This window comes from Solibaculum mannosilyticum (genome assembly GCF_015140235.1).
GTDB lineage: Bacteria > Bacillota > Clostridia > Oscillospirales > Acutalibacteraceae > Solibaculum > Solibaculum mannosilyticum.
The window spans coordinates 1,226,861-1,243,277 of the sequence record NZ_AP023321.1 but is presented as its reverse complement, the minus strand read 5'-3'; the positions used below and the strand labels follow the sequence as shown (position 1 = coordinate 1,243,277).

The window sequence follows — 16,417 nt, the reverse complement described above, 5'->3', positions numbered from 1 at the left end:
ACACTTATTTTAAACTGTTTTCCCCACGTAGGTCAAGGATTCGTTTTGCTTTGCCCTGGAAACGCTCCAACGTCTTGGGTTCAACTAAACTGATCTTGGTTTCGATTCCTAAGATGCTCTTGAGCTGATCGTGAATCTTGCGCTGCAATTTTTCAAGTTCACTGTAGCTCTCCAAAAGCTCTCCATTGATGAGCTCAACTTTGACCTCCAACGTATCGGCAAAGCCTTCCCGACGCACCACCAATTGATAATGGGGACCGATGTGTTCCATACCGATGAGCACACTCTCCACCTGAGACGGGAAGACATTAACACCGCGGATTTTCAACATATCGTCAGTGCGGCCAGTCACCTTATCCATACGGCAGTGAGTACGTCCGCATGCACAAGGCTCGTAATTAAGGCGGGAAATATCCTTGGTGCGATACCGCAGCATGGGGAAGCCTTCTTTGGTCAAAGTGGTAACCACCAATTCTCCCTGTTCGCCAGGAGCCTTCGGCTGGAGGGTAATCGGATCGATAATCTCCGGATAATAATGATCCTCTGCAATATGTAACCCTTGCCGTTTTTCGCATTCGCCGGATACACCAGGTCCCATCAGTTCGCTGAGGCCATAGTTATCCGTGGCAAAGAGGCCCCAATTCTTCTCGATTTGACTGCGCATCTCAGGCGTACATCCTTCCGAACCAAAAAGGCCGATCCGCAGATGATAATCGCTCATAGGCTCGCTGCCTTCCAATGCGCATTCGCTCATGTAAAGAGCATAGGAGGGGGTAGACACCAAACCTGTAACCTTCATATCCCGCAGCATCATGAGCTGCTTTTGGGTATTGCCGGCCGATGCAGGGATGACGGCGCAGCCGATGCGTTCCAAACCATAGTGAAGACCCAGAGCACCGGTGAATAATCCATAGCCAAAGGAGATTTGGAACACATCCTCGGCAGTAACGCCTACAGCCGTAGCCAATCGTGCAATTTGATCGGCCCAATTGTTGAGATCGTTCTTAGTGTATCCCACGACGGTGGGCTTTCCAGTGGTACCGGAGGAAGCATGGATACGGACGATTTTGCTCATAGGGACGGCAAAAAGGCCGTTTGGATAATTGTCCCGAATATCCGTTTTATTGGTGTAGGGGATATACTGGATATCGGACAATGTTTTTATTTTTTCGGCAGTCACGCCGGCTTCGCCCAGCCGTTTTGCGTAAAAGGGGACATTGCGGATACAGTAGTCCACAATCCAACGCAGCCGTTCCAGCTGCAACTCTTCCAGCTTAGGACGAGGCATTGTTTCCAAGTCTTTTTGCCAAAACATGTAAGCACCTCATTTTATCGTTAAAATCAAGGTTGTAGGACCAAAGCCAAAAGGCCCTGATCCTACAACGAAACTTCCAAATATCCATATGAACCTGATCAAAAGATGTAGGCACCTAAAAAATCATATTAGTTCTATTTTGCCATACTTCTCGACTTTTTTCAAGCACCTATTTGTTTGAAATGCTAATAATTATTGGGAATCCGCGGTTTTCTGATAAAAAGCGTCGTTTTTTGCCCCACTCTTCCATTGGAAGGAACGTGCCACCAGGCTAAATACCACGCTCAATACCATGGAACCTGCCATTGCGATGACGCCGTTAATAGGAGCATTGGGCAGCTTAAATATACCGGTGTCCATTAGGATCGGGATAGCGTCGATAAGGTTGAGCCCGATGCAAAGGATAAGACCTCCTGCCATACCTGCCCAAGCTCCTGCGCGGTTCATGCCCTTCCAGTAGAGAGAGAGGAGATACGGCGCTAAGAAGCTGCCGGCAATGGCGCCCCAGGAAAAAGACATCAGGTTGATAATGGCATCGATTTTAAAAACGGCCACTACGTAAGAAAATACAATGAAGGCGAAACACAAGATTCGCGTGAGCAACAGTGTATTTTTTTTGCTCATATTGGGAGCCAGTGTCCCGTGGATCAAGTCCATAGACACCGAGGAAGCCGATGTCAGCGTGAGGCCCGAGAGGGTGGACACCGAAGCCGACAAAATCAGTACCAGCACAATCCCCAGAAGCAATGTAGGCAGCTGCAAAGTGGAATCTATCAGCATCGTGGGGACAACTGCATCAAAATCCGGAGCACCGCTGGCGGTGAGGGGAGGAGAGTCCATAAAAGCGCGGGACAAAGAGCCGATGTAGTAAGCGCCGCCGGAGATCAGAAGGGCGAAGAATGTGGAAATAATGGTACCACGTTTTACTTCGCCATCGTCTTTAATGCCATAAAATTTATGGATCATCTGCGGCAGACCCCAGGTTCCGATGGATGTTAACAAAATGAGCGCTATGAGATTTTTAGTCTGTGTACCGTCTAAATAGGCGATACCGGAATCCTTCATTTTGTTCCAGATTTCCGTCAGTCCTTCCACACCATTGACCGGAGCATGGAATGTCATATAAACCAGTAGGATAATCACACCCACAATCATGATGAGCCCTTGAACAAAATCGGCTTTCAGTGTAGCAAGATATCCACCCAGTACCAAGGAAATGGCGGCTGCTATGGCAATGATAGCAGTACATACTTCATAGGGAATGTGGAGTACTTGCTCGCAGAGATAGCCGAGTCCGGTGTAAACCGAAGCCGAATAGGGGATCATGAAGACAAAAATAATGAGAGCAGAAAAAATCTTCATGTTTTTGGACTGGTACCGTTTCTCAAACAATTGGGGCATAGAGGAGATTTTAAGCCGCTGGGTCACTTCACGGGTACGTCTGGCCAATATAAACCATGCCAGCATAGAACCAATCAAAGCGTTGCCCAAACCGATCAGCACAGCCCAAAATCCGAAATTCCATCCGGAATTACCGGCGTAACCGATCATAACCACGGCGGAAAAATAGGTAGCTCCATAAGAAAGCGCCGTAATCCAAGCGCCTGCGTTACGGCCGCCTACCGTAAAATTTTCGATGCTGTCCGCCTTTTTGGCAGTGACGAGTCCTGTAGCCAGCATTAGCACTGCATACAGCGCAATGACGACATAGATGATCCAGTTACCCATTGCAATCCCTTCTTTTCTTTAGCTTTAACACTTTAAACCTTCGATGCTTTTGCTTGATAAAGCAATCAATAGGCATTAGTATAATCGAAATCCCCTAAAAAAGCAAGGGCTATTTCCCAACTTCTATCACTTTTTCTTTAAATTTTGCAGAATAGGACGAATCTTGTTCGTAAAAAATTCTACCTCTACCCTGAAAATAAAAAAGAGAGAATAATTCTTCCTAGTGTTTCCGTGTTGGACGAAGTTTCCACCTGAGTTGACTTTTGGAATCAAAGCCGATATAATTTTGATGCAAACAGCGGTGTGTAAAAATACTGGATATAGCGCTGTTTTGCCCTGATTCAATGGCTGCAAAAGCAGGATCCAATCCGCAGCGCTTGCAGGACAAAAAGTAATGAAAATAATTGAGGTTATTCACTTATGTATCAACTCTTAAAAAAAGAGGGCGCGGCACGGCGGGGTCAGTTTGATACACCCCATGGCAGCGTACAAACGCCCGCCTTTATGAATGTGGCTACGGCGGGAGCTATTAAAGGCGCTGTGTCCGCCCATGATTTAGCCGATCTCAAATGCCAAGTGATGCTGTGCAACACCTATCATCTTCATCTCAGGCCAGGGGACAAGCTTGTACATGACTTCGGCGGCCTGCATTCTTTTACCGGATGGCAAGGCCCTATTTTGACCGACAGCGGCGGATTTCAAGTATTTTCTCTCTCCAAGCTGCGCAAGATCAAGGAGGAAGGCGTCCATTTTTCTTCCCATATCGACGGACGTAAAATCTTCATGGGTCCTGAGGAGAGCATGCAGATTCAGTCTCATCTGGGATCCACCATCGCTATGGCCTTCGATGAGTGCATTGAAAACCCTTCGCCATATGATTACGTGGCTGATTCCTGTGCCCGCACAGTGCGTTGGTTAAAACGGTGCCGGCAGGAGATGACACGTCTCAATGGTCTGCCGGATACTTTAAATCCTCAACAGATGTTGTTTGGCATCAATCAAGGCGGCACTTTTGATGATTTACGTGTCGCGCACATGCAGGAGATTGCCGAACTCGATTTAGATGGCTATGCCATCGGCGGCCTGGCGGTAGGGGAACCGGCAGAAGATATGTACCGCATCATCGGCGCAGTGGAAACTTTTATGCCGGTGAATAAACCACGCTATTTAATGGGAGTAGGGACACCAGTCAATATCCTGGAAGCCGTTCATCGCGGTGTAGATCTTTTTGACTGCGTCATGCCCACGAGAAACGGACGTCATGCCCATGTGTTCACTTGGGAAGGCATTCGGAACCTGCTCAACGAAAAATATCAATTGGACCATGCGCCGATCGATGAACACTGCGATTGTCCTACTTGTCGTCGGTACTCCCGAGCGTATCTGCGTCACTTGTTTAAGAGCGGTGAGATGCTGGCTATGCGGCTATGTGTCATGCATAATTTGTATTTTTATAACACATTGCTTGAGCGCATCCGAGCAGCCTTGGATGAAGGGCAGTTTGAAGCATTTTATCAGACCCATCGTCTTGTTTTGGATAAGCGCATCTAAAAGGCAGAAGATCGGACAAGGGGAATGATAAAGTAAGAAAAATTGTGTTTCACTAAAATTTATGAAAAAACAACTTGCTACCGTCCCCATTTCCAGATATAATGAAGTGTAATATTGTTGGAGGTGTAAAATTCAATGTTCGAAACTCAATTGCTTGAGACAACCACAACCACTGGCAACAACACAATGGGTATGATTTTAAACTTCGGTTTGATCGCTGTTTTGTTGGTGCTGATGTACTTCGTCATGATCCGTCCTCAGAGGAAGCGTCAAAAGGAAGAGCAGAAGATGCGTGACGAGCTGGAGGTCGGTGATGAGATCGTTACCATCGGTGGTATTATGGGTAAAGTGCTGAGCATCCGTGAGGATTCTATTCTGATTGAGACCGGCGCTGACCGCGATAAGATCCGCATCATGAAGTGGGCCATCCAGGCAAACAATTCCCGGATGCCTGTGGATACCAAGAGCAGCGACAAAAAGAAGGCCGACGAGAAGAAGTCGGATGAAAAGCTGGACAAAAAGGACGACGAAAAGAAATAAGTATAACCGTGCTTTTCCCTGCATATGATTGGGACATGAGGAGGGAAATGCCATGAGAACCGATCGAGTTAATTCCGACCAAGGACGTGTTTTTTCCAAAGTACGTCCGGTGTTGTTGGGCCTTTCAGCTGGGGCGGTGGTTCTGGCGGTGGCCCTCGTCGCTTTTTCCGCATTGCTTACTGCCCAGAGCTCCCCTCAGGCTATGATTTCACCTTTGTCTATTGTGGCATCCATTTTAGGAGCTCTTGTCGCAGGACTTGTGACCGCCCGTTTGACTGGACGTCAAGGAGCTTTGTACGGTGCTATTACAGGACTCCTCCTATTTGGTGTCTTGTTCGCCATCAGCTTGGTCACATGGCATGAACAGTTTGACGTCCAAGCCATCATCCGTTTGGCCGCTATGATTTTAGCAGGCGCATTAGGCGGTATTCTGGGCGTAAACCTAAAAAAACGGTAAATTTTGTTTGAATTTGCCCTTTCGTTGTGCTATACTACAGATATCGAAGTTTTAGTGGAAGGAGGACTTTCAAATGAAACATATCAATACCATCAATAAAGCCAACTTGAAAGCAAGTGCTGCTAAAGGTGGCTGCGGTGAATGCCAGGCTTCCTGCCAGTCGGCTTGCAAGACCTCTTGCACCGTTGCCAACCAGAAATGTGAGCATGCAAACGATTAATTTGTATTGCTTTGTTATGGCTAAAAATCCGGCGTACACAATTTTGTGACGTCGGATTTTCGTCATTGTCCGCGAAGGCTTTCGTAAGGGAGCGGGCGCGTTGTCGCTTCAGGAGTGAATCGACAGTGCACCAGTTCCCTTTTTTGTGGCCGACTGTTACTTGAAATGGCACAGGAGAAATGAAAATGATACATCAATTTATTCAGAATGGTTACCATATCGCGCTGGATGTCAACAGCGGTGCTGTCCATGTGTTGGATGAGTTATCTTATCGTGTGTTGGAAAAGGTAGAGCCTCCGATGGACAAGCAATGTCCATCGGCCATTGTGGATGCTCTGAAAGAAAAGTATCCCACAGAGGAAATCCAGGAAGCCTACGGAGAACTCTACCAGCTTTATGAAGCTGATATGCTCTTTTCGGAAGATGACTATGCTGCCTTTGCAGATAAGATGATCGTATCTCCCATTAAAGCCATGTGCCTGCATGTGGCTCACGACTGCAACCTTCGCTGTGAATATTGTTTCGCCGCTAAGGGGGACTTTGGTGGAGAGCGTAAATTGATGCCTTTGGAAGTGGGAAAGAAGGCCATTGACTTTTTAATTGAACGTTCCGGTAGTCGGCGCAATCTGGAGCTGGACTTTTTCGGTGGAGAACCGTTGATGAACTTCAACGTGGTCAAGCAGGTAGTGGCCTATGCACGTTCTAAGGAAAAAGAATACAATAAAAACTTCCGTTTTACTATCACCACCAACGGCATCCTTCTGACTGATGATAAAATTGAATTTATCAATCGTGAGATGTCCAACGTAGTTTTATCCATCGATGGCCGGGAAGAGGTCAACGATCGTCTGCGTGTCCGTGTGGACGGAAGTGGAAGCTACCAATCCATTCTCTCCAAGTTCCAGAAGTTGGTTCAGACCAGAGGGGATAAAGATTACTATGCCCGCGGCACCTTTACACGTCATAATCTGGATTTCTCTGAGGATGTTATGCATCTGCATGATGTAGGATTCGATCAAGTCTCGGTGGAACCGGTGGTATCCGACCCCAACCTGCCTTATGCCATTACCGAAGAGGATCTTCCTAAAGTCTTTGACGAATACGATCGGTTGGCCTTGCGTCTTTTGGATGCCCGAAAAAAGGGGGAGGGGTTTAACTTCTTCCATTTCATGTTGGATCTGGATCAAGGCCCTTGTGCCATTAAACGCCTGAGAGGCTGCGGATGCGGGAATGAATATGTGGCTGTTACCCCGGAAGGTGACATCTATCCATGTCACCAGTTTGTCGGCATGGAAGATTGGAAGATGGGCAGTGTCTTAGACAATTCAGTGGATATGGATGCCAAAGCCCGTTTTGCCAAAGCCAATATCTACGGCAAAACCGACTGTGGTGATTGCTGGGCTAAATTTTATTGCAGCGGCGGATGCAATGCAAATAATCTACAGTATGCCGGCGATATTTTAAAGCCTCATAAGTTATCCTGCGAGCTGGAGAAAAAACGTTTGGAATGCGCTATCATGATGAAAGCCGCTTCCTTGGACAAGGGACAAAGCTAACGTTAAAAAGAGGAGTATGCACACTCCTCTTTTTCCGCCACCTTCGTTTACATAATTCAGTTTACATAATATATAAATGCACTGTACAAAAATTCACTTAGCAGATGAGAATTATTTGATTCTTTTACAAAGGTGTATTATAATAAAATTTGTTAGACAATTTAGGAAAGGGAAGTGGATCCTTTTGAAACAACACACCATCGGATTTATCGGCGCCGGCAACATGGCCGGCGCTATCTTAAACGGAGCCTTACAGAGCGGCATCTTTAAAGGCGAACAAATTTGTATTTTTGATGTGTTAGAAGAAAAATGCCGTCCGTTTGCCCAGAAAGGCGTTGTCGTCTGTGGCAGTTCAATTGAACTGATCAAAAAATGCGATATGGTTGTATTAGCCGTCAAACCTCAGATTTATCCCGGAGTCTTAGAGGAGATTAAGGAAACTGTAACCAATCAGCATGTACTAATCAGTATCGCTGCTGGTATCAGTACAGGCTATATCCAGTCAGCCATTGGATTTGAATGCAAGGTCGTGCGGGTTATGCCCAATACACCGCTCCTGCTTGGCTGCGGCGCTACAGCTCTCAGCAAGTGTGCGTGTGTGACGGACAGTGAATTTCAAATTGTTTCACGGCTTTTTTCCGCCTGCGGCATTGTGGAAATTTTGCCCGAAAGCCAAATGAATGCCATCATTGCTGTTCACGGAAGCAGTCCTGCTTATGTGTACCGTTTGGCTAAAGCCGTTATCGACGGAGCAGTGCAACAGGGTATCGATTCCCAAGTGGCTGCTAAACTCTTTATCCAAACCATCAAAGGCAGCGCTATGATGCTGGAGCAATCGGGGCAGACGCCGGATGAATTAATTCAGATGGTGGCTTCTCCGGGAGGAACTACCTTGGCAGCTCTGCGTGAAATGGATGAAACCGGTTTCGATGAGTCGATCCAAAAAGCTATGGAAGCCTGCACAAAGCGGGCCGAAGAATTGGGTAAATAAGAAGAAAATCCATGGTCATAAACTTGTCCTTGAGAACATACCTATCTGATGTAGGGAACTTGTCTCAAGGAGGACTGTTTATGAAAAGGACACCTGGCCAAATCCCCATTGTAAAAAACGTCGCGGCGGCAGCTATGGGAAATTGGAAAATGATCCTAATGGCTTTTCTTTTGGTCGTCGGCGTGATTATCGGAACGCTTATTTCTCGTGATCCATCCTCGGAACAGCTGTCCCAACTCAATGGGCTGCTGGGAGGATTCGTCAGCGGACGATCCTCCCAAAGCGTTTGGGGAACCTTCTTGTATTCACTGCTCTCCACTGTTCCATTGGTTCTTTTGGCTTTTTTATTGGGTCTTTGCGCAGCAGGCGCTTTTCTTATCCCGATTATCCCTCTATTTCGAGGCTTGGGGTTGGGATTGTCTTTAGGGTATTTGTATCAGACACAGGGGCTACAAGGTATTGCCTTTTCTGTTCTTATCATTATCTTACCGGCCATTCTCTCCTGTATGGCCATGTTGCTCGCCTGTTGTGAGTCATTAACCTATTCGGTAATGCTGTGCGGGCAAATGCTTCCCAATTCAAAAAATGTACGTATGTGGCCGGAGTTCAAACGATATATGATCCGATTTCTAGCATTTCTCGCTTTACTTTGCATCGCTGCGTTGGTAGATGCTATTTTCTCTGCGTCGTTTTCGCGGTTCTTTACTTTTGAGGGTGTTTAAAATTAGAAGGGACGTTTCCTATGGACTATCTTGCCTCTTTTGAGCAGTACTTGGTGGATTACAAATCATTGGCATCCAATACTCTTTCCTCCTATCGAAAGGATGTAGAGTGTTATTTGCGCTTTTTGGATGAGCAGGGTATTTTATCTCCCGTTGAGGCGGGGGAAGATGTTATCCGCCGTTTTATCGACAAGCTTCAGGAGGCAGGACGATCTCCGTCTACCGTCACACGCAGTTTAGCTTCTTTGCGCAGCTTCTATCAGTATCTTATGTTGTTTGGATATATGGATCAGAATCCTGCCAAGGAAATCAAGGTTGAACGAGCACAAAAGAAACTGCCTCAAATTTTAAATAGTCAGGAAATTGAACGGCTTCTAAATGCACCAAATCCCCTTGAGTTTAAAGGATGCCGGGACAAAGCTATGCTGGAGCTTCTGTATGCCACAGGTATCCGAGTAAGTGAATTGGTTCATTTAGACGTTGGAGATGTCAACCTGGAGGTAGGTATTCTGCATTGCCGCGGTTCTCGTAGCGGGCGTGTTATTCCGATTTATCCTACAGCGGTGGAAGCTGTATCCGACTACGTTTCTAGGGTACGCGCTGTTATCGCCGCCTCGGATTCGGAAAATGCACTCTTTCTGAATCTCAATGGCCAAAGATTGACACGGCAGGGTTTTTGGAAGATTATTAAATCTTGTGCCCAATCGGCTCACATCGATAAGGACATCACTCCCCACACTTTACGCCATTCTTTCGCAGCTCATCTGTTGGAAAACGGCGCCCAATTGAAAGACATTCAAGAAATGATGGGGCATGTGGATATTTCTTCCACCCAAGTGTATGCCCAAGTCGTCCAGGAACGCTTTAAAGATGTGTATCAAAATTGTCATCCCCGCGCCAAGCAAAGGGCTTGAACATTTGGATAAATAAAAAAGTCTACAGCTGTTTTACAATCCCAGCTGTAGACTTTTTATTTCTATTTGCAATGCTTTGACTAAGACAGACAAAGAGTTAGACACACATCATCTATCCATGACATAGAATGAAACGGACAGTATGTCCCTTCTGTCAAGCACGTCCTTTCCTGCAAGCAAGCGATGGGACAACAGGCAAAAAATTTTCCCCTGGTTTTTTGCATGATTAATTGCGGGAAAAACGGGTAAAAATACTGACAGAAAGCATTCAAAGCAATGGAGAGTGACTCATGATGAATGTCAAAAGGGGAGACATCTATTACGCGGATCTCAGCCCTGTGGTAGGTTCCGAACAGGGTGGAGTTCGTCCGGTTCTGATCGTTCAGAACGACATCGGCAACCGCTTTAGTCCTACAGTCATTGCGGCCGCCATCACAAGCCAAAAGGATAAAACCAAACTACCCACTCACATCCAGCTTAATTCCAGCCATTCCGGGCTGTGTCGTGATTCCATCGTCTTGCTGGAGCAGATCCGCACTTTGGATAAACGGCGTCTCAAAGAGCGGATGGGGCGTTTGGACGGCAAATCAATGGAACAAATCGATCAGGCTTTGTCAGTCAGCTTTGGCCTCGGCACTTCCGATGCCGACCGCAGAGAGGCAACATAGCCTGATCCGGTTTCCGAAATAAAAAACGAGGGTTGGTGCGACAAGCATCTTCCCTCGTTTTTGTTTTGCCCGAATAAACAAGGGGAGAGCGGAGAAAATAAAGGTACATCCATGAAACAAAGGAGTGTATATGCATGCCCAATTTAACCTCAAAAGAGCTGTCGGCCATTGAAGATCAGCTCAGTAAAGAACAGCTTCTCGTGAAGAAGTACAAATGCTATGCCTGTATGACCAATGATCCGCAGATCAAGGCTTCCTGTGAACAGATCGCATCCAAACATCTGGATCATTACAACCGCTTGTTAAGCCATTTAAGCTAAGGAGGAGACTCACAATGGATCAGCAGAATCAAGGAGCTATTTTAGGCGACAAGGAACTTCTCAATGACGCTCTGGATACTCAGAAAATGATTTCTGGAGCATATAACGTCTTTGCCAACGAATGTGCTGCCCCGGAGATCCGCAACGATTTCCTGGCCATCCTTCAGGATGAGCACATGATTCAAGCCGACGTCTTTACTGAGATGCAGAAACGCGGCTGGTATCCTCTCCAGCAGGCCGATCAGGCCCAGGTCACTCAGGCAAAGCAGAAGTTTGAAAACATGAGACCGTAAAGCCACAAAACTGCTTTTAAATGAAAAAAAGGATGTCCATCCAAAAAGTGGACATCCTTTTTTCTTTATTATAATACCGTCAGTTTGGCAGTCAAATCCATATCACTGGGGAGGATCCTTGGCGTACATAGTCCCCATAAATTGCCTGCCCTGCATTCCAGCTCGACTACCTGGGCCGGAAATCCATTTTGCATTAAAAGCTCCTTAGAGCGGCTTACAATAGGCATGGTGGATTCTTGCGCAGCTAGGGATAGTATTTCCTTCCCTCTATGGTTCATTCCCAAAACCCGGACGATAGGAGGAAGCTGTCTGGACAGCCCTGCTGGCAGCTGTAAAAATGCTGCCATACAAATGCGCCGGATTCTAGAATGGGTGTACCTCTTTGTTTTGACCATGTCATAAAGCTGCGGGAGATTTTGAGCCTTCTTAGCTGCCTGAAGAATCCGATATTCCAAGCCTTCAGAAACATCCGGACACAGAGCCAGTTCCTCAGGCTCCATGGTCCGCAGGCGGGCCAATACGCACCGGTCAAGGTTCTGTAAGGATGAGGGTGCTGCACCTTGATCCCACTGCTCTTTCAAAATTTCAAAGGCGGCAGACGGCATAAAGCATTCCACTTGATCTAGAAATCCTTTCATCATCCATTGGCGCAGCAGTGATGCGCTGGCAAAATGACGATGAGAGCTGTTTTGATCATGCTGTACACCTGCACGTGCGATACAGATAGGGTGGGAATCCCAATGAAGGCGATGCGCTGCTCGCAAATATTCTATGCCTAGCTGGTCGTTTGGATTTTGAAGAACGTCTGCAATATTTTCACCGAATATCTGTGAGACAGCTTTCTGCCGGGCAAAAGGAAAGGAGAGACCCTGTCCCAGATAATAGGGGAGAGCCTCTAAAGCTTTTGGACTGTCGCAGGCAAAAGCCGCCTGTTTAAGAGCTTCCAGGTTCCCGCATTCGCTGCCAAAACTAAACCCGCCCACACATCCAAGGCCTCGGAGGATGGATATGGCGCCAAGGGCAAACCCCTCGGCGGAAGACATACTCCACGGAAGAGGAAGCTCCAATACCAAGTCCACGCCATTTGCAAGCGCCATTTTTGTCCTCGCAAACTTACTGATAATGGCCGGTTCCCCTCGCTGGACAAAATGTCCGCTGACCACCGCCACGATATGAGTTGCCCCTTTTTTCTTCGTTTCCAGGATATGATGGAGATGCCCATAATGAAATGGATTGTATTCCGCCACAATTCCGACAATTTTCATATTTTCACCCCATCTTCCTGCTAAAACCGCTTGAAAGTTGCAGTTATTTGTAATATTATAAATAAGATACCTGAATTATTTTACACTGGATGGCTGTGTGATTCAATCCCCATAGCCATAAGTCTTAGGAGGGCATAGGCAAACATGAAAATTCTTGTCATCAATGCAGGCAGTTCTTCTCTCAAATATCAGCTGATTGATATGACCGATGAGAGCGTTCTGGCCAAAGGCAATGCTGAACGAATCGGTGTAGGCGGTAAGATCACCCATCGTACCGGTGACGGCCGTAAGTTCAGTTATGAGATCGAGCTGAAAAACCATACAGCCGCTTTCAAGGAGGTCCAGAAGGTACTGACCACCGGTGAAGGTGCTGTCATCAGCGACATGAGTGAAATCGCCGCTGTGGGTCACCGTATCGTGCAAGGCGGCGCTATCTTTAAGAAGTCTGAACTGGTGGATCAAAAGGTCATCGACGGCATTGAAAGCCTCATTCCGCTGGCCCCTCTGCACAACAAAGCTCATCTGGAGGGTATCTTAGCCTGCCGCGAAGTGTTTGGTCCGGAAGTTCCGGAAGTTGTTGTGTTCGATACCTCTTTCCATTCCACTATGCCTCCCAAGGCTTATATGTTTGCCATTCCGCGGGAGTACTATGAAAAGTACCAGGTGCGCCGTTACGGCTTTCACGGTACTTCTCACCGTTATGTCAGCCATCGCTGTGCTGAAATCATGGGTAAGGATCTGAAGGATCTCAAGCTCATTACCTGCCATCTGGGCAACGGATCTTCCATCACTGCCATTGACCACGGCAAGGTGGTGGATACTTCCATGGGCCTCACTCCTTTGGATGGCTTTATTATGGGTACCCGTTCCGGTTCTTTGGATCCGTCGGTGGTTACCTTTATCATGGAAAAAGAAAATCTCACTCCTCAGCAGATGTCTGATATCCTCAATAAGAAATCGGGCATGTTGGGTGTCACTGGTATCTCCAGCGATAACCGTGATATTGAAATTGCCGCAGAGCAGGGGAATGAGCTGGCCATTCTCTCTCAGGATATGTTCTTCTATCAAGTGCGTAAGTTCATCGGCTCCTACATCGCCGCTATGAACGGCGTGGATGCCATTGTATTTACTGGTGGCTTAGGCGAAAACGGCGATCTGATCCGTGCCGATGTTTGCAAAAACATGTCGTTCTTCGGTGTAGACATCGATTACGATTTCAATAAGACATGCTGCCGGGGTAAGGAAGGCGAGCTCTCTACTTCCAACTCCAAAATTAAAGTATACGTCATCCCCACCAATGAGGAGCTCCTCATTGCACGGGATACCAAAGCTTTGGTTGAGCAATCGATCTAAATCACTATTGAATAAGAAAAGAAGGAGAGACAGCGTGTTTGTACGCTGTCTCTCCTTCTTTTTCTATGGGGACTTTAGTCTCTGGATTCCACAGTGTCTCGATCCCGGAACAGGAGGGAGATGCACCACAATCCAGCCAAAGCGACCAATGTGAAGATCACACGGCTGACAGCAGCTCCCTGGCCACCAAACAGCCAGCCAACGATATCAAATTGGAAGATACCGATGCTGCCCCAGTTGATGGCGCCGATGATGACCAAGATCAAAGAAATCTTGTCCAGCATTTGATTCAACTCCTTGTTATGCGTTTTGCCTATAGTATGAGCCATTTCACATTGCTTTATTCTACCAATTTGAAAAAAACTCATTTCTTGTCACAAGCCTATTTATAACCATTACGGTCAAAAAAATAGACTCTGCGAAAATCACTTCGCAGAGTCTATTGTATCCAAAAAACACATATTTAAACCTTTTATCTTATCCAGCTTTGGAACTCTTTTGGCGTTTAATGACCTTCAGACGAGAGAATTCTTCTCTGTCTTTTTCATCCAAAGCATTGGTGATAAACTTGACGGTTTCTTCAAAACGGGGAATCATAATATTTTTCAAAGCATTGGCACGCTTTTGCGTCTTTCGGATGGCGTTGGCCAAACGATAGACACTATTTTCCACTTCAGCCAGTTCAGCCGTCAATTTTTTAACCGCATCAAATTTAAAATAAGCTTCATCCAGCAAAGAGTTGGAGGATTCAAAACCATAGTATACTTGGGGCACGGTGCTCTCCAAATGTACCATAGGGATCTCCACTCCCATGACACTGCGGTATTGAATCTCAAGCCCATTTTCTACCGGCACAGTGGATGCAATCTCATCACAGATGCCCAAGGAAATATTGGCCTGCTGGAGAGCCAAATATGCCTCTGCGTAGGTCATATCGATGCGTTCTTGAATGGTTTTCGCTTTATCGATCATGAGCATCACTTCTCGGATCAAAATATTACGTTTTCGATCCAAAAGCTCAAACCCCAGTTTTGCTTGGGCAAGGGATCGCTTGGTGTCCATCAGATTGCCTTTGGTAGGGGAAATCTGTTGATTCACTTCGCATCACTTCCCGTCGGCACAGCCTCTGGAGCTGTTTTCTCTTTGTAGTACTTTTCCAGGATCTTGCTGTCCACACGATCCAATTCCTCTTTGGGCAGCATGGTTAAAAGCTGCCAACCCAAATCCAGCGTCTGCTGAATAGTACGGTTGTCCATATGGCCTTGGTTCAGGAAAAGATTTTCAAAAGCTTTGCCGAATTCAATATAGCGTTTATCGATGGGGGAGAGCTCCTCCTCGCCGATAACCGACGCCAAGGAACGGGCATCCTGTACCCGGGCATAAGAGGCAAACAGCTGATTCGCCAATGCCGAGTGATCTTCGCGGGTATAGCCTTCGCCGATGCCGTCCTTCATCAAGCGGGAAAGGGAGGGAAGGACCGACACTGGGGGATAAATCCCTTTGTTGTCCAGATTACGATCCAGAACAATCTGACCTTCTGTGATATATCCAGTCAAGTCTGGGACAGGATGGGTAATATCATCATTCGGCATGGTGAGAATGGGAATCTGTGTCACCGAGCCTTTTTTACCTTTGATCATTCCGGCACGCTCATACAACGAAGCCAAGTCGGAGTAAAGGTAACCAGGATATCCCTTTCTACCTGGAATCTCTCCCTTGGAGGAGGAGAATTCACGGTTTGCCTCAGCATAAGAAGTCATATCCGTCATGATGACCAGGATATTCATATCCTTCTCAAAAGCCAGATATTCCGCCGCTGTTAAGGCGCAACGCGGAGTGACGATACGTTCAATGATGGGGTCATTGGACAAATTCAAAAACATGACTACGCGGGACAATACACCCGAATCCTCAAACGAACGGCGAAAATACTGTGCAACGTCGTTCTTAACACCCATCGCCGCAAATACAATGGCAAAATCAGCGTTGTCCTCATCCGAAATACGGGCCTGACGGACAATCTGTACCGCCAAGTCGTCATGGGACATACCAGAGCCAGAGAAGATCGGAAGCTTCTGACCACGGATCAGGGTCATCAGGCAATCGATGGAAGAAATACCAGTGTTGATATAATTTCGAGGATAGGCACGGCATACGGGATTCATGGGCATGCCGTTGATGTCGGCACGTTTTTCCGGATAAATTTCACCCAGTCCATCGATGGGACGGCCTGCGCCGTCAAACACGCGACCCAGGATTTCCGGCGACAGAGGCAATTCCATGGGATGTCCTGAAAGACGAGTACGAGTGTTCTTCAGCGAAATCCCCCTGGTGTTTTCAAACACCTGAATGATGACACGACGGCCGTCGATCTGGACAATACGGCCTGTCCTCACTTCGCCTGAATCCAGTCGGATTTCCACCATCTCTTCAAAAGAAGCATTGTCCACATCATCCAGCACGATGAGAGGGCCATTGATCTCTTTTAAGCCAATGTGTTCCAATATCATAGGATTGCGCCCTC

Annotated in this window: 18 protein-coding genes; 12 read left to right on the top strand and 6 right to left on the bottom strand. The window is 46.9% G+C overall.

What is annotated here, in order from left to right; translation table 11 throughout:
• Nucleotides 1-4: 4 nt before the first annotated feature.
• Entirely contained in the window at nt 5-1,315 is a 1,311-nt protein-coding gene (locus C12CBH8_RS05845; RefSeq protein WP_090266373.1) for a phenylacetate--CoA ligase family protein, read from the bottom strand.
• A gap of 192 nt (nt 1,316-1,507) precedes the next feature.
• A complete protein-coding gene (locus tag C12CBH8_RS05840; RefSeq protein ID WP_090266371.1) occupies nt 1,508-3,043 on the bottom strand; it encodes a sodium:solute symporter family protein in 1,536 nt (511 codons plus the stop codon).
• A gap of 420 nt (nt 3,044-3,463) precedes the next feature.
• Between C12CBH8_RS05840 and tgt the strand changes: the two genes are divergently transcribed.
• From tgt to C12CBH8_RS05785, 11 genes are all read left to right on the top strand, one after another.
• A complete protein-coding gene (gene tgt / locus C12CBH8_RS05835; protein WP_099321966.1) occupies nt 3,464-4,594 on the top strand; it encodes a tRNA guanosine(34) transglycosylase Tgt in 1,131 nt (376 codons plus the stop codon).
• 135 nt (nt 4,595-4,729) lie between these two features.
• A complete protein-coding gene (gene yajC, locus C12CBH8_RS05830; RefSeq protein ID WP_215533747.1) occupies nt 4,730-5,134 on the top strand; it encodes a preprotein translocase subunit YajC in 405 nt (134 codons plus the stop codon).
• Between the two features lie 52 nt (nt 5,135-5,186).
• Nucleotides 5,187-5,591, top strand: coding sequence for a TIGR04086 family membrane protein (locus C12CBH8_RS05825; RefSeq protein WP_090266365.1), 405 nt, complete (start codon nt 5,187-5,189; stop codon nt 5,589-5,591).
• 73 nt (nt 5,592-5,664) lie between these two features.
• Nucleotides 5,665-5,811 (top strand): six-cysteine ranthipeptide SCIFF, encoded by a 147-nt coding sequence (gene scfA, locus C12CBH8_RS05820; protein ID WP_090266363.1) that lies wholly within the window; start codon nt 5,665-5,667, stop codon nt 5,809-5,811.
• A gap of 185 nt (nt 5,812-5,996) precedes the next feature.
• A complete protein-coding gene (gene scfB / locus C12CBH8_RS05815) occupies nt 5,997-7,367 on the top strand; it encodes a thioether cross-link-forming SCIFF peptide maturase (protein WP_090266362.1) in 1,371 nt (456 codons plus the stop codon).
• 184 nt (nt 7,368-7,551) lie between these two features.
• The gene (proC, locus tag C12CBH8_RS05810) at nt 7,552-8,358 is read left to right on the top strand and encodes a pyrroline-5-carboxylate reductase (RefSeq protein WP_246441766.1); all 807 of its coding nucleotides are present in this window, start codon (nt 7,552-7,554) and stop codon (nt 8,356-8,358) included.
• A 134-nt stretch (nt 8,359-8,492) separates the two neighbouring features.
• On the top strand, nt 8,493-9,080 hold the full coding sequence (locus tag C12CBH8_RS05805) for a stage II sporulation protein M (protein ID WP_215533745.1): 588 nt from the start codon (nt 8,493-8,495) through the stop codon (nt 9,078-9,080).
• A 20-nt stretch (nt 9,081-9,100) separates the two neighbouring features.
• Nucleotides 9,101-9,994 (top strand): tyrosine recombinase, encoded by an 894-nt coding sequence (locus C12CBH8_RS05800; RefSeq protein WP_090266357.1) that lies wholly within the window; start codon nt 9,101-9,103, stop codon nt 9,992-9,994.
• Nucleotides 9,995-10,287: 293 nt separating this feature from the next.
• A complete protein-coding gene (locus tag C12CBH8_RS05795) occupies nt 10,288-10,662 on the top strand; it encodes a type II toxin-antitoxin system PemK/MazF family toxin (RefSeq protein WP_090266417.1) in 375 nt (124 codons plus the stop codon).
• Between the two features lie 134 nt (nt 10,663-10,796).
• Nucleotides 10,797-10,982, top strand: a complete 186-nt coding sequence (locus tag C12CBH8_RS05790; RefSeq protein WP_090266355.1) for a spore coat protein — start codon at nt 10,797-10,799, stop codon at nt 10,980-10,982.
• Between the two features lie 14 nt (nt 10,983-10,996).
• Nucleotides 10,997-11,275 (top strand): spore coat protein, encoded by a 279-nt coding sequence (locus C12CBH8_RS05785; RefSeq protein WP_090266354.1) that lies wholly within the window; start codon nt 10,997-10,999, stop codon nt 11,273-11,275.
• 68 nt (nt 11,276-11,343) lie between these two features.
• Here the strand turns inward: C12CBH8_RS05785 and C12CBH8_RS05780 are convergent, their stop codons facing one another.
• The gene (locus tag C12CBH8_RS05780; protein WP_099321961.1) at nt 11,344-12,540 is read right to left on the bottom strand and encodes a tRNA(Met) cytidine acetate ligase; all 1,197 of its coding nucleotides are present in this window, start codon (nt 12,538-12,540) and stop codon (nt 11,344-11,346) included.
• 144 nt (nt 12,541-12,684) lie between these two features.
• Between C12CBH8_RS05780 and C12CBH8_RS05775 the strand changes: the two genes are divergently transcribed.
• A complete protein-coding gene (locus tag C12CBH8_RS05775) occupies nt 12,685-13,893 on the top strand; it encodes an acetate/propionate family kinase (protein WP_090266350.1) in 1,209 nt (402 codons plus the stop codon).
• Between the two features lie 74 nt (nt 13,894-13,967).
• Here C12CBH8_RS05775 and C12CBH8_RS05770 read toward each other — a convergent pair whose 3' ends face one another.
• The 3 genes from C12CBH8_RS05770 to C12CBH8_RS05760 form a co-directional block, all read right to left on the bottom strand.
• On the bottom strand, nt 13,968-14,177 hold the full coding sequence (locus C12CBH8_RS05770) for a DUF378 domain-containing protein (protein WP_090266348.1): 210 nt from the start codon (nt 14,175-14,177) through the stop codon (nt 13,968-13,970).
• 193 nt (nt 14,178-14,370) lie between these two features.
• On the bottom strand, nt 14,371-14,991 hold the full coding sequence (locus tag C12CBH8_RS05765) for a V-type ATP synthase subunit D (protein ID WP_090266346.1): 621 nt from the start codon (nt 14,989-14,991) through the stop codon (nt 14,371-14,373).
• Complete coding sequence (locus C12CBH8_RS05760; RefSeq protein ID WP_090266344.1) at nt 14,988-16,403, bottom strand: V-type ATP synthase subunit B; 1,416 nt, start codon at nt 16,401-16,403, stop codon at nt 14,988-14,990. Before C12CBH8_RS05760 ends, C12CBH8_RS05765 begins: the two co-directional genes overlap by 4 nt.
• Nucleotides 16,404-16,417: the final 14 nt, after the last annotated feature.

Coding starts and splice junctions, on each gene's coding strand:
- scfA (WP_090266363.1), top strand. CDS start 5,665: ATGAAACATATCAATACCATCAATAAAGCCAACTTGAAAGCAAGTGCT.
- yajC (WP_215533747.1), top strand. CDS start 4,730: ATGTTCGAAACTCAATTGCTTGAGACAACCACAACCACTGGCAACAAC.
- C12CBH8_RS05800 (WP_090266357.1), top strand. CDS start 9,101: ATGGACTATCTTGCCTCTTTTGAGCAGTACTTGGTGGATTACAAATCA.
- C12CBH8_RS05805 (WP_215533745.1), top strand. CDS start 8,493: ATGGGAAATTGGAAAATGATCCTAATGGCTTTTCTTTTGGTCGTCGGC.
- scfB (WP_090266362.1), top strand. CDS start 5,997: ATGATACATCAATTTATTCAGAATGGTTACCATATCGCGCTGGATGTC.
- C12CBH8_RS05795 (WP_090266417.1), top strand. CDS start 10,288: ATGAATGTCAAAAGGGGAGACATCTATTACGCGGATCTCAGCCCTGTG.
- C12CBH8_RS05770 (WP_090266348.1), bottom strand. CDS start 14,177: ATGCTGGACAAGATTTCTTTGATCTTGGTCATCATCGGCGCCATCAAC.
- C12CBH8_RS05760 (WP_090266344.1), bottom strand. CDS start 16,403: ATGATATTGGAACACATTGGCTTAAAAGAGATCAATGGCCCTCTCATC.
- tgt (WP_099321966.1), top strand. CDS start 3,464: ATGTATCAACTCTTAAAAAAAGAGGGCGCGGCACGGCGGGGTCAGTTT.
- C12CBH8_RS05840 (WP_090266371.1), bottom strand. CDS start 3,043: ATGGGTAACTGGATCATCTATGTCGTCATTGCGCTGTATGCAGTGCTA.
- C12CBH8_RS05785 (WP_090266354.1), top strand. CDS start 10,997: ATGGATCAGCAGAATCAAGGAGCTATTTTAGGCGACAAGGAACTTCTC.
- C12CBH8_RS05845 (WP_090266373.1), bottom strand. CDS start 1,315: ATGTTTTGGCAAAAAGACTTGGAAACAATGCCTCGTCCTAAGCTGGAA.
- C12CBH8_RS05780 (WP_099321961.1), bottom strand. CDS start 12,540: ATGAAAATTGTCGGAATTGTGGCGGAATACAATCCATTTCATTATGGG.
- C12CBH8_RS05790 (WP_090266355.1), top strand. CDS start 10,797: ATGCCCAATTTAACCTCAAAAGAGCTGTCGGCCATTGAAGATCAGCTC.
- C12CBH8_RS05775 (WP_090266350.1), top strand. CDS start 12,685: ATGAAAATTCTTGTCATCAATGCAGGCAGTTCTTCTCTCAAATATCAG.
- C12CBH8_RS05825 (WP_090266365.1), top strand. CDS start 5,187: ATGAGAACCGATCGAGTTAATTCCGACCAAGGACGTGTTTTTTCCAAA.